Origin of the sequence: Bacillus glycinifermentans (assembly GCF_001042475.2) — a bacterium.
Classification (GTDB): Bacteria; Bacillota; Bacilli; order Bacillales; family Bacillaceae; genus Bacillus; species Bacillus glycinifermentans.
The window spans coordinates 19,136-44,543 of sequence record NZ_LECW02000034.1 but is presented as its reverse complement, the minus strand read 5'-3'; the positions used below and the strand labels follow the sequence as shown (position 1 = coordinate 44,543).

General features: G+C 48.0%; 24 protein-coding genes and 3 pseudogenes. 22 read left to right on the top strand and 5 right to left on the bottom strand.

Translation table 11 applies throughout. From position 1 onward, the window contains the following. Positions 1–33: 33 nt before the first annotated feature. Positions 34–945, bottom strand: a complete 912-nt coding sequence (locus AB447_RS17555) for an RluA family pseudouridine synthase (protein WP_048405702.1) — start codon at positions 943–945, stop codon at positions 34–36. A 121-nt stretch (positions 946–1,066) separates the two neighbouring features. Here AB447_RS17555 and AB447_RS17550 point away from each other — a divergent pair, with 121 nt between their 5' ends. The 5 genes and pseudogenes from AB447_RS17550 (at position 1,067) to abc-f (ending at position 6,336) form a co-directional block, all read left to right on the top strand. Continuing rightward, positions 1,067–1,429 (top strand): DUF5365 family protein, encoded by a 363-nt coding sequence (locus tag AB447_RS17550; protein ID WP_046129694.1) that lies wholly within the window; start codon positions 1,067–1,069, stop codon positions 1,427–1,429. A gap of 163 nt (positions 1,430–1,592) precedes the next feature. Beyond that, the gene (locus AB447_RS17545; RefSeq protein WP_373688041.1) at positions 1,593–1,997 is read left to right on the top strand and encodes a CBS domain-containing protein; all 405 of its coding nucleotides are present in this window, start codon (positions 1,593–1,595) and stop codon (positions 1,995–1,997) included. Positions 1,998–2,134: 137 nt separating this feature from the next. Next, positions 2,135–2,797, top strand: a complete 663-nt coding sequence (locus AB447_RS17540; RefSeq protein WP_046129765.1) for an HAD family hydrolase — start codon at positions 2,135–2,137, stop codon at positions 2,795–2,797. Positions 2,798–2,819: 22 nt separating this feature from the next. Beyond that, a pseudogene (locus AB447_RS17535) lies at positions 2,820–4,354 on the top strand (GNAT family N-acetyltransferase). Between the two features lie 344 nt (positions 4,355–4,698). Continuing rightward, the gene (gene abc-f, locus AB447_RS17530) at positions 4,699–6,336 is read left to right on the top strand and encodes a ribosomal protection-like ABC-F family protein (RefSeq protein ID WP_048353478.1); all 1,638 of its coding nucleotides are present in this window, start codon (positions 4,699–4,701) and stop codon (positions 6,334–6,336) included. 52 nt (positions 6,337–6,388) lie between these two features. On the opposite strand, the pseudogene AB447_RS17525 reads toward abc-f, so the two are convergent. After that, a pseudogene (locus tag AB447_RS17525) lies at positions 6,389–6,920 on the bottom strand (N-acetyltransferase family protein). Positions 6,921–7,039: 119 nt separating this feature from the next. Here AB447_RS17525 and AB447_RS17520 point away from each other — a divergent pair. Together AB447_RS17520 and AB447_RS17515 are read left to right on the top strand one after the other, a co-directional pair. After that, positions 7,040–7,951 (top strand): AEC family transporter, encoded by a 912-nt coding sequence (locus AB447_RS17520; protein ID WP_048353477.1) that lies wholly within the window; start codon positions 7,040–7,042, stop codon positions 7,949–7,951. A gap of 114 nt (positions 7,952–8,065) precedes the next feature. Further along, positions 8,066–9,409: an aspartate aminotransferase family protein gene (locus AB447_RS17515; protein WP_048353476.1), complete on the top strand. Its 1,344-nt coding sequence runs from the start codon at positions 8,066–8,068 to the stop codon at positions 9,407–9,409. A gap of 46 nt (positions 9,410–9,455) precedes the next feature. On the opposite strand, the gene AB447_RS17510 is transcribed toward AB447_RS17515, so the two are convergent. Continuing rightward, the gene (locus AB447_RS17510; protein ID WP_048353475.1) at positions 9,456–10,448 is read right to left on the bottom strand and encodes a quinone oxidoreductase family protein; all 993 of its coding nucleotides are present in this window, start codon (positions 10,446–10,448) and stop codon (positions 9,456–9,458) included. A 165-nt stretch (positions 10,449–10,613) separates the two neighbouring features. Between AB447_RS17510 and AB447_RS17505 the strand changes: the two genes are divergently transcribed. The 12 genes and pseudogenes from AB447_RS17505 (at position 10,614) to AB447_RS17455 (ending at position 21,158) form a co-directional block, all read left to right on the top strand. Further along, positions 10,614–11,171 (top strand): glycerol-3-phosphate responsive antiterminator, encoded by a 558-nt coding sequence (locus AB447_RS17505; protein WP_048353474.1) that lies wholly within the window; start codon positions 10,614–10,616, stop codon positions 11,169–11,171. Positions 11,172–11,369: 198 nt separating this feature from the next. Continuing rightward, the gene (locus AB447_RS17500; protein ID WP_048353473.1) at positions 11,370–12,185 is read left to right on the top strand and encodes an MIP/aquaporin family protein; all 816 of its coding nucleotides are present in this window, start codon (positions 11,370–11,372) and stop codon (positions 12,183–12,185) included. 28 nt (positions 12,186–12,213) lie between these two features. After that, positions 12,214–13,704, top strand: coding sequence for a glycerol kinase GlpK (glpK, locus tag AB447_RS17495; protein ID WP_048353472.1), 1,491 nt, complete (start codon positions 12,214–12,216; stop codon positions 13,702–13,704). A gap of 144 nt (positions 13,705–13,848) precedes the next feature. Then, on the top strand, positions 13,849–15,516 hold the full coding sequence (glpD, locus tag AB447_RS17490) for a glycerol-3-phosphate dehydrogenase (protein ID WP_048353471.1): 1,668 nt from the start codon (positions 13,849–13,851) through the stop codon (positions 15,514–15,516). 189 nt (positions 15,517–15,705) lie between these two features. After that, positions 15,706–17,448: a phospho-sugar mutase gene (locus AB447_RS17485; protein WP_048353470.1), complete on the top strand. Its 1,743-nt coding sequence runs from the start codon at positions 15,706–15,708 to the stop codon at positions 17,446–17,448. A gap of 138 nt (positions 17,449–17,586) precedes the next feature. After that, complete coding sequence (locus tag AB447_RS17480) at positions 17,587–18,045, top strand: DUF6773 family protein (RefSeq protein ID WP_048353469.1); 459 nt, start codon at positions 17,587–17,589, stop codon at positions 18,043–18,045. A 47-nt stretch (positions 18,046–18,092) separates the two neighbouring features. Further along, a complete protein-coding gene (locus AB447_RS17475) occupies positions 18,093–18,293 on the top strand; it encodes a helix-turn-helix transcriptional regulator (protein ID WP_048353468.1) in 201 nt (66 codons plus the stop codon). A gap of 40 nt (positions 18,294–18,333) precedes the next feature. Next, a complete protein-coding gene (locus AB447_RS26975) occupies positions 18,334–18,549 on the top strand; it encodes a hypothetical protein (protein WP_053071174.1) in 216 nt (71 codons plus the stop codon). Between the two features lie 3 nt (positions 18,550–18,552). Then, positions 18,553–18,720, top strand: a complete 168-nt coding sequence (locus tag AB447_RS26970) for a hypothetical protein (protein ID WP_232517642.1) — start codon at positions 18,553–18,555, stop codon at positions 18,718–18,720. A gap of 129 nt (positions 18,721–18,849) precedes the next feature. Continuing rightward, a pseudogene (locus tag AB447_RS17465) lies at positions 18,850–19,997 on the top strand (GAF domain-containing sensor histidine kinase). Then, entirely contained in the window at positions 19,985–20,635 is a 651-nt protein-coding gene (locus AB447_RS17460) for a response regulator (RefSeq protein WP_048353467.1), read from the top strand. The pseudogene AB447_RS17465 and the gene AB447_RS17460 overlap by 13 nt, the downstream one beginning before the upstream one ends. A gap of 4 nt (positions 20,636–20,639) precedes the next feature. Beyond that, positions 20,640–21,158 carry an NADPH-dependent FMN reductase gene (locus AB447_RS17455; protein WP_048353466.1) on the top strand — a complete coding sequence of 173 codons (519 nt, stop codon included), beginning with the start codon at positions 20,640–20,642 and terminating at the stop codon, positions 21,156–21,158. Between the two features lie 25 nt (positions 21,159–21,183). Here the strand turns inward: AB447_RS17455 and AB447_RS17450 are convergent, their stop codons facing one another. Beyond that, positions 21,184–21,432 carry a YhdB family protein gene (locus AB447_RS17450; protein ID WP_048353465.1) on the bottom strand — a complete coding sequence of 83 codons (249 nt, stop codon included), beginning with the start codon at positions 21,430–21,432 and terminating at the stop codon, positions 21,184–21,186. Between the two features lie 206 nt (positions 21,433–21,638). Here AB447_RS17450 and AB447_RS17445 point away from each other — a divergent pair, with 206 nt between their 5' ends. Then, positions 21,639–21,959, top strand: coding sequence for a DUF3889 domain-containing protein (locus AB447_RS17445; protein ID WP_048353464.1), 321 nt, complete (start codon positions 21,639–21,641; stop codon positions 21,957–21,959). A 26-nt stretch (positions 21,960–21,985) separates the two neighbouring features. On the opposite strand, the gene nsrR is transcribed toward AB447_RS17445, so the two are convergent. Then, positions 21,986–22,417, bottom strand: coding sequence for a nitric oxide-sensing transcriptional repressor NsrR (nsrR, locus tag AB447_RS17440; protein ID WP_048353463.1), 432 nt, complete (start codon positions 22,415–22,417; stop codon positions 21,986–21,988). A gap of 264 nt (positions 22,418–22,681) precedes the next feature. Between nsrR and hmpA the strand changes: the two genes are divergently transcribed. After that, the gene (gene hmpA / locus AB447_RS17435) at positions 22,682–23,893 is read left to right on the top strand and encodes an NO-inducible flavohemoprotein (protein WP_048353511.1); all 1,212 of its coding nucleotides are present in this window, start codon (positions 22,682–22,684) and stop codon (positions 23,891–23,893) included. Positions 23,894–23,971: 78 nt separating this feature from the next. Then, positions 23,972–25,381: a SpoVR family protein gene (locus AB447_RS17430; protein WP_048353462.1), complete on the top strand. Its 1,410-nt coding sequence runs from the start codon at positions 23,972–23,974 to the stop codon at positions 25,379–25,381. Positions 25,382–25,408: the final 27 nt, after the last annotated feature.

Genomic DNA, 25,408 nt, shown 5'->3' with positions numbered 1-25,408 from the left:
AAAAACTTCACGGGATCATCCTTTTTTGAGTGATCATAGCAGTTCCGCTTTTGCGGCAGCGGTTTTCAAATCATCGGGAAGCGGAGCTTTGACGGTCAGACGTTCACCGCTGATCGGATGGGTGACGATGATTTCTGCGGCGTGCAGCGCCTGCCTTTTCAGGAGGCCGGTTGAGCCGCCGTACAGCGCGTCTCCTGAAATGGGATGGCCGAGATGGGAAAGGTGAACCCGGATTTGATGGGTTCTGCCCGTTTCGAGCCGCAGCTCGCACAATGAGACATCGTATTTTGGCCGGTAGCCTTTTACTTCATAATGGGTGACGGCCGGCTGTCCTGTCGGGGATACCCGTCTTCTGACAGGATGGTATCTGTCCTTCCCGATCGGGTTTGCAATGGTTCCCTTTTTGTTTTTGAAGGCGCCTTCCGCTATGGCGATGTATGTTCTTGCGAGCTCTTTCCTTTGCAGCTGTTCGTCCAATAGTGCGTGGGCAAGGCGGTGCCTGGCGAATACGACCGCCCCGCTCGTATCTTTATCAAGGCGATGGACATGGCGGATTTTTCGTTCTGCCCCGTTTGTTTGATCGTAGAATGCGACAAGATTGCTGAGCGTTCCTGTCTGCCCCTTTTCATTAGGATGCGTCGCCATGCCAGGGGGCTTGTTCACGATCAGCATATGGTCGTCCTCGAATAAAACGGACAGTTCGCCGTACTCAGGGATAACGCCGCTGTCTTCTTCTTCTCTAAGATCGATGTCGATTCTGTCCCCTTTTTTCAGCCGCACGTTGTCAGATACCGCTTTATGATTGATTTTTATTTTTTGATTGGCGGTCCAATATTGAATGACCGGCTTTGAAGCCTTCGTTTCCTGCTTCAAAAACGTAAACAAATGGCCGCCGTCGTGGCGGCTGCCTGCAAGGAAAGTCAAGCCGTGATATTGTTGGTTCATTTTTACTCTCCTTTCTGTCTAAAGCCTTTCAGCCGTCAGGAAACACTTACCTCCACAACCCCGGGTTTTTGTATGCTATTCTGTTTGAAGAGATTTCAACAAGGGATGAAGGGTGATACATATGCGCATTGTGAAAGCAGCAACAGAAGAACAGGAAATCTATATTGAAGAACTTGTCTCAGAGCTTTATCAAGTATTTCCGATTTACTTTAGCAAACAACAATTGAAAGAGCTGAAACAGCAGGGTGTGCTCGATTTTAAGGAGCATGTATACAAGGGGACGCTCGATGAAGCATTTCAGATCATCACCAGCCTGCAGCTGATCCACACATTGCTTACAAAATCGAAACGACAATGGGTATTAAAAGACCGCGAGCTTTTTGATAAAAACAGCCGGAAGCTCAATACTTGCGGCCTGCACTTTCCGTTAACATCGTCCGACTTCCATATCCCGCACAGTGAAAAACAGGAATTGCTGATGTAATGAGCTTTCCCCCAGGGGAGAGCTCTTCTTTTTTATGAAAAGACTATAAAGGAAAAATACGAAAAACACAAGGATGGTTTCAACTTCCTTTGTAGCCTGTTCGTTGTCTGTGCATACTAACAACCGAAAGGGGTGCAGTCTATTGAATAAAGTCAGCAATGCGATGTCAAAGCAGGTGGTGACGGTTTCATCGAATCAGACGGTAAAAGAAGCGGCGGAACTGATGAGCCGGCATAATGTCGGAGCGATTCCGGTCGTTGACCAGGGTGTATTGAAAGGGATGATCACTGATCGCGACATTACGCTCAGAACCACGGCTCAAGGCCAGGACGGCCAGACACCGGTCTCTGATGTCATGACGACGGATGTTGTATCAGGCAATCCGAACATGAGCCTTGAAGAAGCGTCACACCTTATGGCACAGAGTCAAATCCGGCGTCTGCCGATTGTGGATAACAATCATTTAGTCGGCATTGTCGCGCTTGGGGACCTCGCGGTAAACGAGTTGTCAAACGAGTCTGCGGGACAGGCGCTCACGAACATTTCCACTCCGACTCAAACGCAATAAAGCAAAAAGAGCTTGCCGAAATGAGCAGGCTCTTCTTGTGTTTAACATAACATTTTTGAATGCTCCGGGCTTTTCAAGGGAAAGTAAGAAGGATACAATTAGTGTGCAAACAGGCAAAAGGAGTTGGACAAAGCACGATGATAAAAGCAGTGATCTTTGATTTTGACGGCCTTATTTTAGATACAGAAACACACGATTATGAAGTGCTTCAAGAAATTTTTGAAGAGCACGGCTCAGCTCTTCCGATGTCGGTATGGGGGAAGGTGATCGGAACGGCTGCAGGCTTTCAGCCTTTTGTTTACCTGGAAGAACAGGTGCAAAAGAAGCTTGATCAGGAAAGGCTGGAAAGCTTGCGGAAAGAACGCTTTTTGAAACGGCTTGAAAGCGAAAAAGCGCGCCCCGGAGTCGAGGCCTACTTGACGGCGGCAAAAGAACTCGGACTAAAAATCGGCCTTGCGTCAAGCTCTGATTATAAATGGGTATCACAGCATTTGAAGCAGATCGGCCTGTACGACGATTTTGAATGCATCAGAACGGCCGATGACGTTGAGGAGGTCAAGCCGAATCCGGAGCTGTACTTGCAGACAGCCGAGTGCCTCGGCGTACAGCCTGGGGAATGCCTCGCTTTCGAGGATTCCGTCAACGGATCGATGGCGGCAAAGCGCGCTGGAATGAAGTGTGTCATCGTGCCGAATAAAGTGACGAAAAGCCTGCTGTTCGAGCATTATGATCACCGCCTTGAATCGATGGCGGAAATGGAGTTGGAACAGCTTATCAAAAAAGTGTCTGATCAAGCTTAGCCAAGCGAGAGGAGGAAGAGACGTGTCTGAAAAATTGGATCTTTCCCGTTTTGAAAAAAAGATCGTCATCCGCAATATCGAAGAAAAAGACATTGAAAGCATCATTGAGCTTCAGGAGCTTTGTTTTCCGGGGATGGTTCCTTGGAAGCGGGAGCATCTGGAAAGCCATCTTCAGTATTTTCCGGAAGGGCAGTTCTGTGCGGAGCTTGAAGGGGAAGTGATCGGCTCCTGCTCCAGCCTCTTGATCAATTTTGACGAATATGACGACCGTCATACATGGCAGGATATCACAGATGACGGCTATATTACGAATCACAACCCCGACGGCCTGAACATGTACGGCATTGAAGTGATGGTTCATCCCGAATACAGAAGAATGAAAATCGGCCACCGCCTTTATGAAGCGCGAAAGGATCTGGCGAGGCGGCTCAACTTAAAGAGCATCATCATCGGCGGCCGGATTCCGAACTATCACAAATACGCCTCTGAGATGACGCCGAGGCAGTACGTCGAACAGGTCATTCACCATCAGATTTATGATCCGGTGCTGTCGTTTCAGCTGCTGAACGGCTTTACGATGATGAGGATCAATCCGAACTATCTGCCGGATGACAAGGCATAGCAAATATGCGACATTGATGGAGTGGAATAATGTCGACTATATGCCGCAAAGCAAACGCTACTACAAATCGGCCTTCCCGGTAAGGATTTGCGTGATTCAATACGAAATGAAGCAGATTCATTCGTTTGAAGAGTTCGCCAACCATCGAGTACTATGCAGATGTCGCATCAGACGCGGGAGCCGATTTTGCTGTTTATCCGGAAATTTTCACGACGCAGCTGATGTCTTTTCTTGAGGAGCGTTCCCCGAGCCTTGCCGTTCAGCGGATTACCGAATATACGGAGGATTACATCAGCTTGTTCACAGACCTTGCCGTCAAATACAACGTCAATATTATCGGCGGCTCCCATTTTGTCGAAGAGGAAGGGAAAATCTACAACATTGCTTATCTATTCAGAAGAGACGGCACGATTGAAAAGCAATATAAGCTTCATATCACGCCGAATGAACGGAAATGGTGGGGGATCAGCAGGGGAGACGAGGTGCGTGTGTTTGACACAGATTGCGGAAAGATCGCGATTCAGATTTGCTATGACATCGAGTTCCCCGAGCTTGCCAGAATCGCAACGGAAAAAGGCGCGAAGATCATCTTCACGCCCTTCTGTACAGAAGACCGCCAAGGGTATTTGCGCGTCAGATACTGCGCTCAGGCGAGAGCTGTGGAAAACCAAGTGTACACCGTCATTTCCGGGACGGTCGGAAACCTGCCGCAAACAGAAAACATGGATATTCAATATGCGCAATCGGCGATTTTTGCGCCTTCCGATTTTGAATTTGCAAGGGACGGAATCTTCGGCGAATGCAATCCGAACATTGAAATGGTCGTCATCGGCGACGTCGATCTGGAAATTCTCAGAAGGCAGCGCCAAGACGGTACGGTCCGTCAGCTGAAAGACAGACGCCACGACATTTACCGGATTCATTATAAAAAATAACGTGTGAACAGCCGGCACCCTAGTGGCCGGCTTTTTGCGATTGACTTTCTGTTTTGTTTTTCATATATTGGATGTATGTAAAGGAGGTGGAAAAGATGAATCAAACTGGTAAGCGCATGACAGACGTGCAAGCCCACTTGTATATTTGTCGCGCAATTTTTTCCGGAGAATGCGTATTACGGGATCAGTCTGCCCTTTTTTACACATTCATGAGGAAAAAATACCAGTGAGAGACATCTGCCCACAATCGGATTTTAACTGCTTTTTGATCTTGACGGCAGCATGTTAGCTCTGCCGTTTTTTTTATGGCCGGATGTCTCTTCGCGAAACGGAGGAAGAGATTCATGGCAGTATGCAGTGTACAAAACGTGACACAGTCATATGGAGGACATGCGGTTCTCAGCGGAGTGTCATGCGAAATAAAACAAGGCGAACGAATCGGTCTGATCGGCCGCAATGGGGAAGGGAAAACGACGCTGTTGAGGCTGATGAGCGGGCAAGTGAAGCCTGATGAAGGACTTGTCACATGGAAGAAGGGAATATCGGCCGGTTTGCTGAAGCAGTCGGCGGCGCATGCCGGGGAACAAACGGTAAAAGAGCTGCTGTTTGATGTGTTTGCTTCATTATGGAATATACAGAACCAGCTGTCTGCCATCGAACGGCGGCTGGCAGAGGAACAAGACGCGGAAACACTCGAACGGCTGCTTGAACGCTATGGTGCGCTGCAGGACGAATTTCAGCAAAAAGGCGGTTACGAGATCAGCTCGCAAATCGAACGCGTCGCCGCCGGCTTGAAGATCAGCCGTCTGCTTGATGCAAAATGGCGGGATGTAAGCGGAGGAGAGCGGACGAAAGTCGGCTTGGCGAGGCTTTTGCTGTCGTCTCCCGATCTGCTTTTATTGGATGAGCCGACAAACCATTTGGATCTGGATGCGGTCGAATGGCTCACAACATTTGTCAAACAGTACAAAGGGACGGCGGTCATCGTTTCTCATGACCGGTATTTTTTGGATGATGTCGCAACGTCCATTTTTGAAATCGACCAGGGAGAGCTTCACGTATACCAGGGGGATTATTCCGGGTATACGATTGAGCGCGAAGAACGCCTGATCAGAGAGTTCCAGCATTATCAGGACCAGCAAAAAAAGATCAAAAAAATGAAGGAAACGATCAAGCGTCTGAAGGAATGGGCAAACAGGGCCAATCCTTCAAACGAGGGACTGCACCGCCGCGCCAAAAGCATGGAAAAGGCATTGGCGCGCATCGATGTTCTAAAAAAGCCCGCACTCGACCGAAAGAAAATCGATCTCGCCTTCAAAATGAACGACCGAAGCGGAAAAGACGTCGTCAAGCTTGAAAATGTGAAAAAGCGCTTTGGAAAACGGGAGCTGTTCAGCGGGTTGCACATGCATGTCCGCTTTCAGGACCGCGTTGCCATCGTCGGCGAAAACGGAAGCGGCAAAACGACGCTCCTTTCGATCATCAGCGGTACTGCGCCGGCTGACAGCGGCGAGGTGCAGCTTGGGAGCAGTTTGTCTGTCGCTCATCTGACCCAGCATGTCTCGGAAATGAATGAAGAGCACTCCGTCCTGGCTGAGTTTCGCGATCAAGTCACTGCGACCGAAGGCGAAGCCCGAATGATGCTGGCGAAGTTTTTGTTTTACGGACACTCCGTGTTTAAAAAAGTGAAGGACTTAAGCGGAGGAGAGCGCATGCGCCTTCGCCTGGCCCAGCTTGTCCATCAGCATCATAACGTGCTGATCCTCGATGAACCGACAAACCATTTGGACATCGAATCAAAAGAAGTGCTCGAAGAGGCGCTCGCCCGATTTCAAGGGACGATTATCGCGGTTTCCCATGATAGATATTTTCTGGACAGGATGTTCAATGTCACGTATTGGCTCAGCGGCGGCCGTCTGACGCGATATGAAGGCAATTATACGTTTGCGAGGGAGAAGCGGCGGAATGAAGGCGAAGGTTGAGGAGAGAATGGCGGAGCCTGAATCGGCTCCGCACTTTCCATTGGCTGTTTTGTCATTCGTTCCATCTTCCCATTATGATCGTATTGTAGTATTTGCCGTCAGAAAGGATTTTGTCATTTTTCAGGATGCCTTCTATCTCAAAACCGTATGTTTGATAGCGTTTAATCGCTTTCTCATTTGTTTCTAACACTTGAAGAGCTATTTTTTTGATGCCGCTCGCGTCGGCCCAAAAAATAGATTGCTGCAATAGGTTTGTCCCGATGCCGTATCCCCAAAAATCCTTTAACACGCATACCCCGAATTCGGTCTTGTGAGAGAATCTGTTCAAATCTGCTCCTTCGCATCTTGAAAAACCTGCGATCCGGCCTCGTACTTCCGCTGTCAAAAATAAATTCCGGCGTTTGTATGATTTGTTCAAACCGCGGCGCATCGATGAATGCATCTCCTTTTTCCCTGTCCAAATTTTCGGTTTCCCCGTCGATCCGCACTCTTAATGCGGATAATGCTCCTGCGTCTTTTTTGGCGGCCGACCGAATCGTATAGTGCATTCCTTTCACATAAAAATCCCGTTCGTTTAAGACCATGGCAGGCTCCCTTCCATTTGATCCGTCGTGCTTATTCTATCATATTGAAAATAGATGGAATTTTCTTTATCATTAAACATAACACTGAAAGCGGTTTATACATAAAAAGAAGGTGCATCATGGAATTTCTACTCGTTTTGCTCCCTGTTTTCGGAGTATTTGCCATCGGATATGCCGGGCAGAAGCTGCTTGGCTTTGACATTCAAAACCTGTCTAAAATGTCCCTTTATTTAATGTCTCCTTTTTTGGCGTTCGATACGTTTTATGAAAACAAGCTGACCATGGATTATTTATATATGTCCGTTTTTGCCCTGGGCCTTTGCATCGCTTTGATTCTATTGGTCTATCTCATCTCCTATATTTATAAGTATTCCAATCAGGAACGCTGCGCTCTTATTTTGTCGTCAGCCTTCATGAACAACGGGAATTATGGGACGCCCGTCGTTTTGCTCGTCTACGGTGCGGCAGGGCTTGACATTGCCGTTGTGCTGATGGTGATCCAGCAGCTCGTCATGAGCACGATCGGTCTCTATTATGCGGCAAAAGGGAGCTCTGAACGAGCCGGCTTTAAAACGGTGATGAGCAGCGTGACGCGGATGCCTGTCGCCTACGGGGCGCTGCTCGGAATCGCACTACAGCTGAGCCATATTTCGATTCCCGAACAGTTTATGACGGCAATTAAATTGGTCGGGGACGCCGCGATTCCGACGATCATGATTATTCTCGGGATGCAGCTCGCTGCGATTTCGTTTAAACATATCGAATATCGAAAAATCTCTTACTCGCTTTTGCTCAAGCTCATCGCATCGCCGCTTATTGCTTTGGGGTTTGCCCTTATCCTTCCTGTCAGCGATTTGGTCAAACAGATTATGATCCTGTCGGCTGCCATGCCGACTGCCGCGAATACAACGCTGATGGCTGTTCAATTTGGAACAAAACCGGAAATCGTATCAAGCGCCACCTTTATCAGTACGATGCTCAGCATCGGCACGCTGCCTGTTGTACTGTGGATGCTTTCCGTATGGGTCTGACCTGAATGTTTCAGGCGGCCCTTTTTATCTTTGAAAAGGAACTGCATCTCCTATGAAGAAATGAAATACATATAAAATTGTATGGTTTTTTAGATCATGAAATGGGGTGGACAAATGACGGTACAGGAAAATCGCGCGGATCTCAAAGCGAAAGATCAGCAATACCTTTGGCACGCCATGAGCGGGACGGCTTCCGATCCGGCCCGGCTTGTCGTGAAAAAAGCCGAAGGCGCCTGGATTACGGACATTGACGGCCGCCGTTTTTTGGACGGAATGGCCGGGCTGTGGTGCGTCAATGCCGGCTACGGCAGAAAAGAGCTCGCAGATGCGGCGTATGAACAGCTGCTTGAGATGCCTTACGCCCCGCTGACGAACACTCATGTTCCCGCCGTCCGGCTGGCTGAAAAGCTGAATGAATGGCTTGGCGGAGATTATGTGATCTTTTTTTCCAACAGCGGCTCTGAAGCAAATGAAACGGCTTTTAAAATCGCGCGCCAATATCATCAGCAAAACGGGGAACATGCGAGATATAAATTCATTTCCCGCTACAGAGCCTATCACGGAAACACGATGGGAGCGCTCGCTGCAACCGGGCAGGCGCAAAGAAAGTATAAATACGAACCGCTCGGCCACGGATTCATCCATGTACAGCCTCCTGATCTGTACCGCAATCCTGCTGATCGCGATACGCTTGAAAGCGCTGAAGACATTGGCAAGGTGATGACGTGGGAGCTTCCTGAAACGGTCGCCGGCGTAATCATGGAGCCGATCATTACCGGAGGAGGCATTTTGATGCCGCCTGACGGGTATATGGCAAAAGTCAAAGGTATATGTGAAACGCACGGTGCGCTCTTGATCTGCGATGAAGTCATTTGCGGCTTCGGCCGGACGGGCGAGCGGTTCGGCTTTATGAATTACGGCGTAAAACCCGATATCATCACAATGGCCAAGGGGATGACGAGCGGCTATCTTCCGCTTGCGGCAACCGCCGTCAAACGGGAGATTTATGAAGCGTATGCAGGTGACGGCCCTTATGACCGTTTCCGCCATGTCAATACGTTTGGAGGAAGCCCGGCCGCGTGTGCACTGGCGATCAGAAACCTTTCCATCATGGAGGAAGAGCGCTTAATCGAGCGGTCGCGCGTGCTTGGCGAAAGGCTGCTCAGCGAGCTGAAGGAGGCCGAAGACAACCCGAATGTCGGGAACGTCCGCGGGAAGGGGCTTCTTGTAGGGATCGAACTCGTAAAGGATAAACGGACGAAAGAGCCGGCCGATATGGCGGACGTGAACAAAGTGATCGGGGAGTGCAGACAGAAAGGATTGATCGTCAGTAAAAATGCGGACACGGCGGCCGGATACAACAACGTCATCCAGCTTGCGCCCCCTCTCAGTTTGACGGAGGAAGACCTTTCCTTCATCATTAGCGTGCTGAAGGAAAGTCTGCGCTGTTTAGCTTAAAAGAAGCGGGCGGCCGTCAGTCGGGCCGCCCGCTTCTAAAGGCACTTTACGCGTCCATGACGAGGGCGATTTTTCCGAATTGTTCTCCATTCGTCATCCGGTTAAAGGCATTGCGTGCATCTGACAAAGGATACATCTTATCGATGATCGGCCGAAGCGAATGGCGCTCTATAAACTGAAGCATGTCCCGGAACTCCTCAAGGCTGCCCATTGAAGTGCCGATGATGCTGAATTGCGGGAAAAAAAGCGAGCGCAGAGGAAGCTCGATGCTGTCTCCGGAGCTTGCGCCAAAATTGACGATCCGTCCGTTCGGCTTCAGAATGTCAAAGTATTTCGGAAATGTCGCCGGTCCGATGCTATCAAGGACAAAATCGACTTTTTCCCCTTTGAGGCTTTCGCTCCAATCGCTGCTGCTGTCAAACGCGCGATCTGCGCCGTGATTCAGCGCTTCTTTTCTTTTTTCTTCGCTCCGCGACGTGACGGTGACCTGTGCACCGGCCGCCTTGGCCATGAGCAGGGCGTATGTCGCCACACCGCTTCCGATGCCGGTGATGAAGAGATGCTCGCCTTTTTCCAGCCGGCCTTTTGTGAAAAGAGCCCTGTAGGCGGTAAGCGCTGATAAAGGCAAGACCCCGGCTTCTTCCCAGGTAAGATAGGCCGGTTTTGGAAGGACGTTTTTTGCAGAGGCAATCACATATTCTGCAAAGGTTCCGTCAGAAGGCCCGCCGAGAATGTCGGGAACTTGCGGGACGGAATCCGTGAATTCCCAGGTGATGCTCGGATTGATGATGACCTCTGCGCCTGCCGCGAGACCTGATACGCCCTCGCCGATTTCTTCGACAATGCCCGCCCCGTCAGATCCGGGAATGAAAGGCGCTTCGCCTTCTTTTCGCGAGCGGAAGAGAAAAAGGTCGCGGTGATTGAGCCCCGCCGCTTTTACCTTGATTTTTACTTCCCCGTATCCGGGTGATCGAACGGCTGCGTCTGTTATTTTCAATCCCGCAAGACCGTCCGTACCGCTATGGATGATCGCTTTCACGAAAATTACCCCTTTCTTTTCTCAAATGATGCTAACATTATGGCTTGGCAAAGGATGAATGTAAAATGTTCTGCCTGGGGAACGATTATACCTAACCAGGGGATTGCAATAGAGGGGAATTTCCTTTAGTGTAATACAGGATGCAAACGAAGAAGGAGATGGAACATGAGTTTTCACGATCAGCAAATTTTACCGGCGATTCGCAATATGAAGCAGTTTGACATTTTCCTGGACAGCCCTTTTTTATACGGCGTTCTTCTTGATATTCACCTTGGACGGCTGGGAGGCGTGATCAGTGCGGCGAGAGCCAGGGGCAAAAATATGTTTGTGCACGTTGACTTAATCCAGGGTATTAAGCATGACGAATACGGAGCCGAATTTATCTGCCAGGAAATGAAGCCGGCCGGCATTTTATCAACGAGATCAAGCGTGATCGCCAAGGCGAAGCAAAAGAAGGTGTATGCGATTCAACGGATGTTTTTAATCGATACGAGCGCCATGGACAAAAGTATTGAACTGGTCAAAAAACACCGGCCAGATTTTATTGAAGTCCTCCCGGGGGTCGTGCCTGAATTGATCAGGGAAGTAAAAGAAAAAACGGGAATTCCGATATTCGCGGGCGGCTTCATCCGCTCCGAGAATGACGTGAAAAACGCCTTGGCGGCGGGGGCGTCCGCTGTAACAACGTCCGATACAGAGCTGTGGAAAAAGTATTGGATCTGAGCGAAAATAATGAAAAAATATTGACAACGCTTTCATTATACGATACGATCGTACCAAGTTGATACATTGTGACGGAGACCCGGAGACCACAGCAGTTCTTTACCTTATGTAAAGAAGTTTTGCTGTGTTTTTTTATGGTCTTTTAGACACAGTGAAAACTTATATTTATAAAGACTGATTTTCTTAGGAGGGGTAGCCTTGACAGCATTTTGGGGGGAAGTTATCGGAACGATGCTGCTCATCGTCTTTGGCGCAGGAGTTTGCGCCGGCGTAAATTTAAAAAAATCACTTTCTCATCAATCGGGATGGATCGTCATCGCATTTGGCTGGGGGCTTGGCGTGGCCATGGCCGCATATGCCGTCGGCAATATCAGCGGAGCCCATTTAAATCCGGCCCTCACATTGGGACTGGCATTTGTCGGCGATTTCCCTTGGGAGCAAGTGCCTGCCTATATTTGCGGACAAATGCTTGGCGCTTTTTTAGGAGCCGTTCTTATTTTTCTTCATTATTTGCCGCATTGGAAAGAAACAGATGACCAGGGAGCGAAGCTTGGGGTGTTTTCGACAGGACCGGCCATTCCGAATACATTTGCCAACCTGTTCAGTGAAACATTCGGTACATTTATTCTCGTACTCAGTATTTTGACTATTGGCGCAAATAAATTTACCGAAGGGCTGAACCCGTTGATCGTCGGTTTTTTGATCGTGGCGATCGGCCTGTCGCTCGGGGGAACGACAGGGTATGCGATTAACCCGGCGCGTGATTTGGGTCCGAGAATCGCCCATTTTGTACTTCCTATACCGGGAAAAGGAGGCTCCAACTGGCGCTACGCATGGGTGCCCGTCTTCGGACCGATTCTCGGAGGATCGTTCGCCGGCGTTTTTTACAATGCGGTATTTAAAGGGCACATGACAAACACCTTTTGGATTGTAAGCGCTGCAGTAGCTGTGATATTGTTAGGTTTCTATATATATTCGAAAAAACAAGCGGCAGAGAATTCGGTTCATTTGTAACTTAAGGAGACAATAAGGGGGAGTTAAAATGGAAAAGTATATTTTATCTCTTGATCAAGGAACGACAAGTACAAGAGCGATTATTTTCAATAAAGAAGGAAAGATTGTGCATACCGCGCAAAAGGAATTCAATCAGTATTTCCCGAATTCCGGCTGGGTTGAACACAATGCAAACGAAATCTGGGGGTCCGTATTGGCTGTCATTGCCTCAGCGCTTTCTGAATCAGGAATCCAAGCCGGACAAATCGCCGGCATCGGCATCACAAACCAGCGGGAAACAACGGTTGTCTGGGATAAGCATACAGGCCAGCCCGTTTACAATGCGATCGTCTGGCAGTCTCGGCAATCCGCAGACATTTGCGAAGAATTAAGAAACAAAGGATATGAAGACAAGATCAGGGAAAAAACGGGACTGTTGATCGACCCTTATTTTTCAGGCACAAAGGTCAAATGGATTTTGGATCATGTAGAAGGAGCGCGGGAAAAAGCGGAAAACGGCGACCTGCTCTTTGGAACGATCGATTCATGGCTGATCTGGAAGATGTCGGGCGGCAAAGCTCATGTGACCGATTATTCAAATGCCTCAAGAACGCTGATGTTCAACATTTACGATTTGAAGTGGGATGATGAACTGATCGACATTCTCGGCGTTCCGAATTCGATGCTTCCTGAAGTCAAGCCGTCTTCCCATGTGTACGCCGAAACGGTCGATTACCATTTCTTCGGGAAGAACATTCCGATTGCAGGGGCGGCAGGCGATCAGCAGTCCGCGCTGTTCGGGCAAGCCTGCTTTGAAGAAGGCATGGTCAAAAACACATACGGCACCGGCTGCTTTATGCTCATGAACACCGGCGAAAAAGCGATTAAGTCAGAGCACGGCCTGCTGACGACGATCGCCTGGGGCATTGACGGAAAGGTTGAATACGCCCTTGAAGGAAGCGTATTTGTCGCAGGCTCCGCCATCCAGTGGCTTCGCGATGGGCTGAGAATGTTTAAAGATGCGAAGGAAAGTGAAACATACGCTGTAAAAGCACAATCTGCTGATGGTGTATATGTGGTTCCGGCATTCGTCGGCTTAGGTACGCCGTACTGGGACAGCGACGTTCGCGGCGCCGTCTTCGGTTTAACCCGCGGCACGACGAAAGAGCACTTTGTCAGAGCGACGCTCGAATCCCTCGCGTATCAGACGAAAGATGTGCTCGATGCCATGGTGGAAGACTCCGGCATTTCGGTCAAAACGCTGCGGGTGGACGGCGGCGCCGTGAAAAACAACTTCCTGATGGAATTCCAGGGAGACATTCTTGATGTACCGGTCGAACGTCCGGAAATCAATGAAACGACAGCCCTCGGATCAGCTTATCTGGCGGGTCTTGCCGTCGGCTTCTGGGATGATCGGTCAGAGATTGAAGACCAGTGGAAGCTGGATAAACGATTTGAACCGAAAATGGAAGAAGAAGAGCGGGAAAGCCTTTACAGCGGCTGGAAAAAAGCAGTTAAAGCAGCTAGGGCTTTCAAATAAGCAGCGGGTATGTTACAATGAATGCAAGTTAATAGAAACGGTTGGAGAAGAGGAGAGACCACAGGCACCAAAGCAGTTATATTGCTTTGGATGTTTGTGGTCTCTTTTTCTATTATTTGCCGTGACAACAAGGGAGGACTTTTAATGGATACAGTTTTTTCAAGCCGCAAGCGGGATGACATCCTAAAGAATATGACAAAAGAGAAGTATGATGTGTTTATTATCGGAGGAGGGATTACGGGTGCCGGAACGGCGCTTGACGCCGCATCGCGCGGGATGAAGACCGCTCTTTGCGAAATGCAGGATTTTGCCGCGGGAACATCAAGCCGTTCAACAAAGCTTGTTCACGGAGGGCTCCGCTATTTAAAGCAGTTTGAAGTAAAAATGGTCGCCGAAGTCGGGAAGGAACGGGCGATCGTCTACGAAAACGGCCCGCATGTGACAACGCCTGAATGGATGCTTTTGCCGATGCACAAAGGAGGCACTTTCGGCAAATTCACGACTTCAATCGGCCTCAGGGTGTATGACTTTTTGGCAGGAGTCAAAAAAGCCGAGCGGAGAAGCATGCTGACCGCAAGAGAAACGCTTGAAAAAGAGCCGCTCGTGAAAAAGGACGGCTTAAAAGGCGGAGGCTATTATGTCGAATACCGGACAGACGATGCCAGACTGACGATCGAAGTGCTGAAAGAAGCGGTTAAATTCGGGGCGGAAGCTGTCAACTATGCAAAGGTAAAAGAATTTATCTACGAAAACGGAAAGGTTGCCGGCGTCGTGATCGAAGACGTCTTTACGAAGAAAACGTACCGCGTCCATGCAAAAAAAATCGTTAATGCGACAGGCCCGTGGGTCGACAGCCTGAGAGAAAAAGACCGCTCAAAAGAAGGCAAGCACCTTCAGCATACAAAAGGCGTCCATCTTGTATTCGATCAGTCGGTCTTTCCGCTGAAGCAGGCCGTCTACTTTGATACGCCGGACGGCCGCATGGTGTTTGCCATTCCGAGGGACGGCAAGGCATACGTCGGAACAACCGACACCGTCTATAACAAAAACCTTGAACATCCGAGAATGACGACCGAAGACAGGGACTACGTCATAGACGCGATCAACTATATGTTCCCTGACCTGAACATCACCGCAAATGACGTGGAGTCAAGCTGGGCCGGACTCAGACCTTTGATTCACGAAGAAGGAAAAGATCCGTCTGAGATTTCCCGGAAAGATGAAATATGGACATCAGACTCAGGCTTGATCACGATTGCCGGAGGAAAGCTGACGGGCTACAGAAAAATGGCTGAACATATCGTTGACCTTATCAGAACCCGGTTAAAAGAAGAAGGGGACAAAGACTTCGGACCTTGCAAAACAAAAACGATGCCGATTTCCGGAGGGCATATCGGCGGTTCCCAAAACCTTGAAGCCTTTATCGAGGAGAAGGCGAAAGAAGGAGCGGCACCGGGCTTAACCGAGCAAACGGCCAGACACCTTGCAGCAAGATACGGATCGAACACAGACCGCCTGTTTGAACGGGTTCAAATGCTGAAAGATGAAGCTGCCAAGCGCGGTATTCCCGTTCACGTACTGGCGGAAATCGATTACGCGATCGATGAAGAAATGGCCGCGGTTCCGGCGGATTTCTTCGTTTGCAGAACGGGCGCACTGTTTTTTGACATCAATTGGGTCCGCACCTATAAAGAAGGACTTACGGATTATATGAACGATAAGCTGAACTGGGACGAAGACACGAAAGAAAAGCATCTGAAAACGCTTGATGAGCTCCTTCATGACGCGGTCGTTCCGCTGGAAAGCAAATAGCCCGTCACGTACAAATGACACGGTCTGACATGTTGAAAAACCGGACCGGAATATCCGAAATGGCGCTGCCTTTATAAAGGCAGCCTCATTTTTTATGTTGTGCCAACTTATTTTGGACAAAGCCGCCGTTTATCGATAATATAAAAGCAGAACAGCTGCTACATAAGCTAGAAAATTGGGAGGTCTGACATGAGCTGGAAAACAAGCTATGAACGCTGGAAAAACACTGAAAATTTAGATCCTGAATTAAAATCCCTCCTTCTCAATGCGGAAGGAAATGAGAAAGAACTAGAGGATTGCTTTTATAAAAAGCTTGAATTTGGAACGGCGGGAATGCGCGGAGAAATCGGACCCGGTCCAAACCGGATGAACGTCTATACGGTCCGCAAAGCATCGGCCGGCCTCGCATCGTATATAGCCGCAAACGGTGAAGAAGCAAAGAAGCGGGGAGTCGTCATCGCTTACGATTCGCGCCACAAATCGCCGGAATTTGCGCTGGAAGCAGCAAAAACGCTTGCTGCAAACGGAGTGCAAACGTATCTGTTTGACGAGCTTCGCCCGACGCCTGAGCTTTCATTTGCTGTAAGATACCTTCACGCGTATGCGGGCATCGTGATTACAGCGAGCCACAATCCGCCGGAATACAACGGCTATAAAGTATACGGAGACGATGGTGCACAGCTCCCTCCCGCCGCAGCGGACAAGCTTATCGAGCAAGTCAATGCGATTGAAAACGAATTGGAGATTCCAGAGGGTAATGAGAAAGCTTTAAAAGAAAAAGGGCTCATCAAGATCATCGGGGAAGACGTCGACCAGGCATATCTTGACAAGCTGACATCAATTTCCGTCAACCCGGACCTTGCGAAGGAAACGGATGTAAAGGTCATTTTTACGCCGCTTCACGGTACGGCCAACAAATCTGTCAGACGGGGACTTAAAGCCCTCGGCTATGAACACGTGACAGTCGTTCCCGAGCAGGAACTTCCAGATCCCGATTTTTCAACGGTGTCTTCGCCGAATCCGGAAGAGCACGCCGCTTTTGAATATGCGATCAAACTGGGAGAAAAAGAGGAAGCCGATATATTGATCGGAACAGACCCTGATGCGGACCGGCTCGGTGTCGCCGTAAAGGACCAAGAAGGCCGCTATGTCGTCCTGACAGGCAACCAGACCGGAGCGCTCCTGCTTCATTATTTGCTTTCTCAAAAACAGCAAAAAGGAATCCTGCCTGAAAACGGAGTCGTCTTGAAAACGATCGTGACAAGCGAAATGGGCCGCGACATCGCTTCTTCGTTCGGACTTGATACGGTCGACACGCTTACAGGCTTTAAATTCATCGGAGAAAAAATCAAGCAGTATCAAGCAACCGGCGAATATACCTTCCAATTTGGCTATGAAGAAAGCTACGGCTATTTGATCGGCGACTTTGCAAGAGATAAGGATGCTGTTCAGGCCGCCCTTCTTGCCGTCGAAGTATGCGCCTTCTATAAAAAGCAGGGCAAATCCCTTTACGACGGATTGCTTGAGCTGTTTAAAACGTTCGGCTATTACCGCGAAGGCTTGAAATCCCTCACCTTAAAAGGGAAGGAAGGAGCCGAGCAAATCGCGGCTATCCTGAGCACGTTCAGACAGCAGCCGCCGCTTTCAATCGCCGGAAAAGACGTTGTATCTGCAGAAGACTATCTAGTCGGCAAACGGACGCTGCTCAAAGAAAACAAGGAAGAGGCGATCGATCTTCCAAAATCGAATGTGCTGAAATATTTCCTTGAAGACGGTTCATGGTTCTGCCTCCGTCCGTCAGGAACCGAGCCTAAAGTGAAATTTTACTTCGCCGTCAAGGGAGAAACAAACGAAGACAGTGAAGCACGTTTGAATACCCTGACTGACGAAGTCATGAAACAGATCGACTCGATCGTAAAAGCAAATGCATAAAGGTTGAAAGGCCGCCGCCCGCACCCGCAGGCGGCTTTTTTGTTTGAGTTGATTTAAGAATCCATCTGGTGTAATATATATTTAACGAAATGTAATATATATATTACATCATTGGTTTTCGGAAAGGAGACGGTTGTCATGAAATTTTTGAAAAGCGGGGATGAATACGTTGAAAAGAAAATGAACCAATTTTTTAACGAATCCGGTATGCTGCTCGCTTTTTTATTGCTTTTAGATGTGATCGTCAGAGGCATCATATTGGATAGAGAACCATCAGAATACGTTGTGAGCGGAATCGGCTTTGGACTGTATGCTGGCTGGGTCTTTTTCCGGTATCTGTTTTCCGGCTTGGAATACCCGGACATTGCCAGCAAACAGACTTATCGCAAAAAAAGAAAAGAAATGATGGCAGTCAGCATTACGTCAGGTTTCATTTTTCTGTTTTTAACGATTGCGTTCACGGGAATACCCGGTCATGCAAAAGAATGGCTTGATCTTGTGATGATGGTCTTTCTGTTTGTTTTATTCTATTTTCTGATCAATGTCATCTCTTTACGCATGTCTTTTAAGAAAAATAAAGATCTTTTGGATGACTGACTGAATCTAAAGTCAAAACAGAAACATCGCAGGAAGCAGGTGAGCAAATGGTAAACCGAGTCAAATTGGCCCGGATCGAAAAATCATTAACACAAGCCCAGTTGGCAGAACGGGTTGATGTGACGCGGCAAACGATCGGGCTGATTGAAAAAGGAAAATATAATCCGACGCTGCAGTTATGCATCGCAATCGCAAAAGCGCTGGATAAAACGTTGGATGATTTATTTTGGGAGGAAGATAAAAGATGATGAAGTGGTTTGCATCAGCAGATGAATACGTTGAAAAAAAATGACTCAATTTTTCAGTGAAGCAGGCATATTGACCGCCGCTCTGCTCCTGGCCGACATCGTTATCAGAGGCGCCGTTCTGCACAGGGATTTGGCAGAATATATTGTTTATATTCTTTTCCGCTATTTGTTGTCAGGGATGGAGTATACGGACATCGATAATGAGAAAGCCTATCGCAAAAAAAGAAAACAAGTGATGTCCGGCAGCATGGTCTGAGCCGTGATCGTTCTGTTTGCCGACGTCATGTTCACCGGTCTGCCGAATGACGCCGGGGAATGGGGAAAAATGATCCTGTTCGGCCTGCTTGTCGTATTATTCTGTTCCTTGATCAGTTTGGCCTCTTTGAAAATGTCCTTCAAAAGAAACAAAGACATCCTGGACGATTAACGTTTCAGCCCAAAGTCTTATAAAAATTCAGGCGAATCGGGCCGGCTATTCCCTTCTAATGAAAGAGCCGTTTTTAAAAAAACGCGTGTATAATGAAGAAAACAAAGGGCATGAAAGGCGGATGAACGGTTGAAAGAAGACACCCGTTTCGAAAAGTTGAAAACATTGAAAGAAATAGCGGAGACGTTGAATGAAGGAAATGACCTGAAAGAAACGCTTAATGCCGTTTTGAAAAAGCTGCTCCGCTTAACAGGCCTTCAAACGGCATGGATTTTCCTGATTGATGACAAGGGCGGATTCGAGCTGACAGCCTCTGCTTTTTTGCCTGAAGCCCTGATGTACGATGAGAAGCGTTTAATGTGTGAAGGGGACTGCTACTGTCTTTATCAATACAGACAGGGAAGACTGGATAGAGCGACAAATATGATCCATGCAAGCGGATCGATACGGCGATTGACATGAAAACGGGAGACCCCGAAGGCATTACCCAGCATGCAACGGTGCCCCTCACAGATCAAAACAAGCGCTTCGGGCTGCTGAATGTTGCGGCTCCGGAGAAGATTCATTTTGATAAAGAGGAGCTCGCTCTCCTGGAAGCCGTCGCCCTTCAGATCGGCACGGCGATCAAGCGGATGAAGCTTGCCGAAAATGAACAAAGAAACGCGCTTCTGACAGAGCGGAACAGGCTTGCCCAGGATCTGCACGATTCGGTTAACCAAATGCTCTTTTCGGTAAGCCTTACGGCAAAAGCGGCGGGGGAGATGACGGACGATTCCGAGCTTCGCGAAATGCTTGAATTTATTCAAAGCCTCTCACATGAAGCGCTTCATGAGATGAGGGCGCTAATCTGGCAGCTTAGGCCGCAGGGGCTTGAAGAGGGGGTGGCGGCGGCCATTGAAAAATACGCCGAAGTCATCGGGCTCAATGTGAAGCTGACGCAAAGCGGTGTGCTCCGTTTTTCACAAGCAGAGGAAGAATTAATTTGGCGCTTGAGCCAGGAAGCCCTCGCCAATTGCAAAAAACATGCTGAAGCCGGGCTGACGGAGGTGAGAATCAGCCGTTCTTCGTCATCTATCATGCTCGAAATCGAGGATGACGGAAAAGGGTTTAAATATAACCCGGATTCAAACATCCCAACGCTCGGCTTAAAGGGGATGAAAGAGCGGACAGAGCAGGCGGGCGGTTCGTTTTCGATCAGGTCGGAAATGAATAAAGGAACGAAAATCACGATTATTCTGCCCTGCAACGGGAAGGGGGAAGCCGAATGGAGAAAGTGAAAATCGTCATTGCCGATGACCATCATATCGTCAGAAAAGGTTTGCTGTTTTTTTTCAAAACGAAAAACGACCTGGCCGTCATCGGGGAAGCGTCGACAGGCATAGAAGTATTGGACATCCTGGAAGAAAAGCGGGCGGACATCGTGTTAATGGATCTTTCCATGCCTGATATGGACGGCATCGAAGCGACAAAACGGATAAAAACGCTCTATCCTTCCGTCAGAGTCATCGCTTTGACAAGCTATGCCGATCAGTCGCACGTCATTCCCGCCATCCAGGCAGGTGCTGAAGCATATCAGCTCAAGGATACGGAGCCTGATGAACTTGTCGAAACGATCCGGTCCGTTCACGCCGGGCGCCATACATTGGATCCGAAAATCATGTCCCACGTATTCCGCCACATGGCACAGGCCGACGAAAAAGAAAAAATACACCAATTAACAAATAGAGAAAAAGACGTTTTATTTGAAATCGCCAAAGGCAAGAGCAACAAAGAAATTGGCGCAGCGCTTTTCATTACCGAAAAAACGGTGAAAACGCACGTATCCAATCTGTTGTCAAAGCTTGGCCTGTCAGATCGTACGCAGGCAGCGCTGTTTGTCGTGAAACATCATATAGATCCAAAAACTAGGAGATGAAAATATGAACATAACCGTGATCAGCGGAACCGCAAGAAAAAAAGGAAGAACGAAAATTGCCGCTTCGTATATCGCCGCTGCATATCAGGCCCGTCTCATCGATTTAAGCGAATTCAGCCTGCCGATCTTCAATGGAGAAGATGACCAGTTTCAACTGGAAAACGTCCAAACGTTAAGAACGTCAGTTAAAGAAGCAGACGCTGTCGTGTTATTATCCCCTGAATATCACAGTGGCATGAGCGGCGCGTTGAAAAACGCGCTTGACTTTTTAAGCAGCGAGCAATTCGCAAGCAAGCCGGTTGCGATTTTCGCGTGCGCCGGAGGCGGAAAAGGCGGGATTAACGCGTTGGCCAATATGCGCATCGTGGCGCGGGGAGTCTACGCAAACGTGATTCCCAATCAGCTCGTGCTCGATCCTATTCATATAGACGATGAAAACAACACCGTCACAGAAGACGCAAAAGCGAAAATAAAAGATGTGATGGAAGAACTTCTAAAGTTCGCGAAATTTCAAAAAGCCTGACGCACGAAGGTGCGCCGGGCTTTTTTCAGGTGAAAACGAGCACGCCGCTGTCTTCACCGTGTCCGGAAAATGAGGCGTGGTCAATATACTGAAGCAGGTCATACAGCCTTTTCTCGACAATCGCATCGTCTCTTTCAAAATTGTAGGCATGCAAAAAATGTTCAATCCGCTTTGACAGTAAATCATCTTCCGTGCGCACCATGAGAATGAGAAGATTATCCCATTGTGACCGGTGTGTATAGTACAAAGCTTTATCATAATCAGCGTTATTCAATTCGCCACTCTCCCTTCTTTCTTTAGGAGTCCTGATTATTTTATGTGCCGGGGACGTTTTTTTCTCTGGGCAAAAGTTGGTCTCCCTGAGGCGACAGCCTAGAAATATGAGGATTGCATAACGCAAAAATTCGAAAACTGTCTGCATGGAGCTCCGTTTTCTGGTCATGATAAAACATGAGTACAATGACAATCGGAGAGGTAAACATGAAAAAACTTTTATGCGCGGTTTTTTTCAGCATCGTCTTCATCGCGTCTTTCACGGCAAAAGGCCATCATGCAATAGAAGAGCACGATTCTGTTGAAAGATGGGAACGAATCGCCTGGAGCGCGCTGGAGGAAAAGTATAAAGGCGCTTCTCTGAAGGATTATGAATATATAGGGCGGACAGAAATCAATGATGAAGAGACAAAAGACGTATTCCGGGTAACCGTCAATCAGAAAGGCAAATCGTTCCCCGCCCATGCCGAGGTATATTTCCATCCGGTCACCAATGCGATTATCAGCGTTCAGATTTTTCCTTTATAAAAAAAAGAAGGGCGGATGCCCTTCGATTAACTCAATAATTTACGTATATTGTCCTGATTAAAGATAACATCCTGGAGCGTATATTGATCCAATACGGCCAAATATGCGGAAAGCGCTTTGTTTAACACGTGTTTTAATCCGCAGTTCGGCGAAAGAATGCAATTGTTTTTTTCTTCGCTAAAACACTCCACAAGATTAAAATCGTCTTCCGTTTTCCGGATGACTTCTCCGATAATGATCTGTTCAGGAGCCTTTCCGAGACGGATCCCGCCGTTACGGCCGCGGATCGTTTCAACGTAGCCAAGCTTGCCAAGATCGTAAATCACCTTCATCAGGTGGTTTTTTGATATGGAATAGGTATCGGCGATGTCTTTTATATTGACAAGCTCGTTTGAGTTTCTGGTTGCAAGAAAAATCAGTACCCGTAAAGAATAATCGGTATAATTTGTTAATTTCATCGCATTTACCTCAATCAAACAAGTTTCCATTATCTTATCACATTTGCATTCGTTTATGATGGTCTTAGTCAATTTGTTACAAAATTATAAAACATTCTTCTTGAATATTGCTTTAATCCTAATGGATGTCTAAGATAAAGATGTATCCAAAATACATCTTTAATTGAGAATAAACAAATGATTTTGCTTAAAGATGACCGTATTGCACCTTTAAAGATGTATTTAAAATACATTTTTAAAGTGATCTGGAGAGGAGCAAACGATATGCTATCTGAAAAAACTATGCAAATTGTGAAATCGACCGCACCTGTATTAAAGGAAAGAGGAACTGAAATCACCGTTTGTTTTTACGAGAGAATGTTCAACGCGCATCCCGAATTAAAAAATATCTTTAACATGTCCCGCCAGAAAACGGGAGGACAGCCGAAAGCTTTGGCATTTACGGTGCTGCAGGCTGCCGAGAACATCGACCGGCTTGAGGCGCTGCTTCCGGTAGTCGAACAAATCGGCCATAAGCATAAAAGCCTGCAAGTAAAACCCGAGCATTATCCAATCGTCGGCAAGCACTTGCTGGAAGCGATTGAAATCGTCCTCGGGGAAGCTGCGACTCCGGAGATTCTCCAAGCTTGGGCAGAGGCTTATGAAGAAATCGCACGGGTGTTTATCGAAATCGAAAAACAAATGTATGAGAAAGCCAAAAGGGCAGGAAGCTGGGAAGGTTTCAAACCGTTTGTCGTCGTTGAGAAACGCCGGGAATCTGAAACGATCACTTCTTTTTATGTGAAACCGGCCGACGGATCGGACTTGCCTCCGTTCACTCCCGGCCAGTACGTATCTGTCCGCATCAAAATTCCCGGAGAGCAGTACTTCTTGACCCGGCAGTACAGCCTGTCAGATGTGTGGAATAAAGACTATTACCGGATATCGGTCAAACTGGAAGCTGAAGAAGGCCAACCGAAAGGAAGAGTATCAAGCTATTTACATGAAGAAATGGAAGTTGGCGGCTCTCTTGAATTGAGTGCTCCGGCAGGAGACTTCGCCCTATCCGAAGAATCGGACAAGCCGGTTTATTTCATCAGCGGCGGGTCGGGAATTACGCCGGTTATGAGCATGGCAAAAACGCTGGCCGCAAAAGACAGCGGACGCCGGATCACATTCGTTCACGCCGCAAAATCAGAAACGCACCACGCGTTCAAAGAAGAAGCCGAAAAACTCGTCAGCGGAAATCAGGATAACAGGCTGCTGTTTATTTACAGCCGCGGAACTGAAGCCGTATCAGAACACGTGATCAACGGCCGGATTGATGAGGACCTTTTAAAATCGATCGTGAAAGATCAGGACGGAGAATTTTATGTATGCGGACCGCTTTCTTTCATGAAAAGCGTCATCAGCGGATTGAAAAAACTTGGAATTCCGACGGAAAACATCCGCTACGAAAGCTTTGCTTCATCGCTTGATATGCAAATCGCTAATTAAAACATATTCCCGCACATTTCATCTTTTGACGCCCCCCCTCATACAATAAAGATAAGTCCAACCGGGGGGGATTCAGTATTGAGCGTGCGGGAGCAGAAAAAACTGGAGCGGGCGATTGAAGAAATTACGGAGATCGCGAAAGGATTCGGCCTTGATTTTTATCCGATGAGATATGAAATATGCCCGGCTGAAATCATCTATACATTCGGCGCATACGGGATGCCGACGAGATACAGCCATTGGAGCTTCGGCAAGCAGTTTCACAAAATGAAGCTTCATTACGATTTTGGTTTGAGCAAAATATACGAGCTTGTCATCAATTCAGATCCCTGTTATGCTTTTTTGCTTGACAGCAATTCGCTTGTCCAAAATAAACTGATTGTCGCTCACGTACTTGCCCACTGTGATTTCTTTAAAAACAACTGCAGGTTTCAAAATACAAAGCGCGATATGGTCGAAAGCATGGCTGCAACGGCGGAGCGGATCAAGCATTATGAGACGCTCCACGGTGCAAAGGAGGTCGAAGCTTTTCTCGACGCGGTTTTAGCGATTGAAGAGCACATCGATCCGTCATTGGTGCGCCCGAAGCTTTCGTGGAGCATTGATGATGAAGACGATGAGGAAGAAGAAAAGTCCTCATCACCGTATGATGATCTGTGGGAATTGGACCGGAAAGAGCCGAAGCAGAACAAGAAAAAAGCGAAAAAGAAATTTCCGCCGAAATCCGAAAAAGACATTTTGCTGTTTATTGAGGAACATTCACGGGAGCTTGAGCCCTGGCAGCGGGATATTTTGACGATGATGAGGGAGGAAATGCTGTACTTCTGGCCGCAGCTCGAAACAAAAATCATGAATGAAGGATGGGCGTCCTACTGGCACCAGCGGATCATGCGCGAGCTTGACTTAACCTCAAGCGAGGCGCTTGAGTTTGCCAAGCTGAATGCCGGCGTCGTCCAGCCTTCCAAAACCGGCATTAATCCATATTATCTCGGGCTGAAAATATTCGAAGACATTGAAGAACGGTACAACAACCCGACAGAAGACATGAAGAAGATGGGGGTTCAGCCGGACTCGGGAAGAGAGAAAATCTTTGAAGTCAGAGAAATCGAATCAGATATTTCGTTTATCCGCAATTATTTGACGAAGGATCTCGTCAGGCGGGAAGACCTTTATCTGTTTCAAAAACAGGGAAGGGATTATAAAATCGTTGACAAGGACTGGAAGTCGGTGCGCGACCAGCTTGTCAGCATGCGGGTAAACGGAGGCTTTCCTTATCTGACCGTTGAAGACGGGGATTATATGAAAAATTACGAACTGTATATTAAGCATTGGTACGAGGGGATCGAGCTGGATTTAAAATACCTTGAAAAAGTCCTTCCCTATCTCCATCAGCTCTGGGGAAGAAGCGTCCATGTCGAAACCGTGCTCGAGGATAAGCCCGTCATGTTTTCATATGACGGAAAGGCGGTTCACCGCAGATATTTGTAGGCGAAAAAAGAGGGGAAGCCCCCCTCT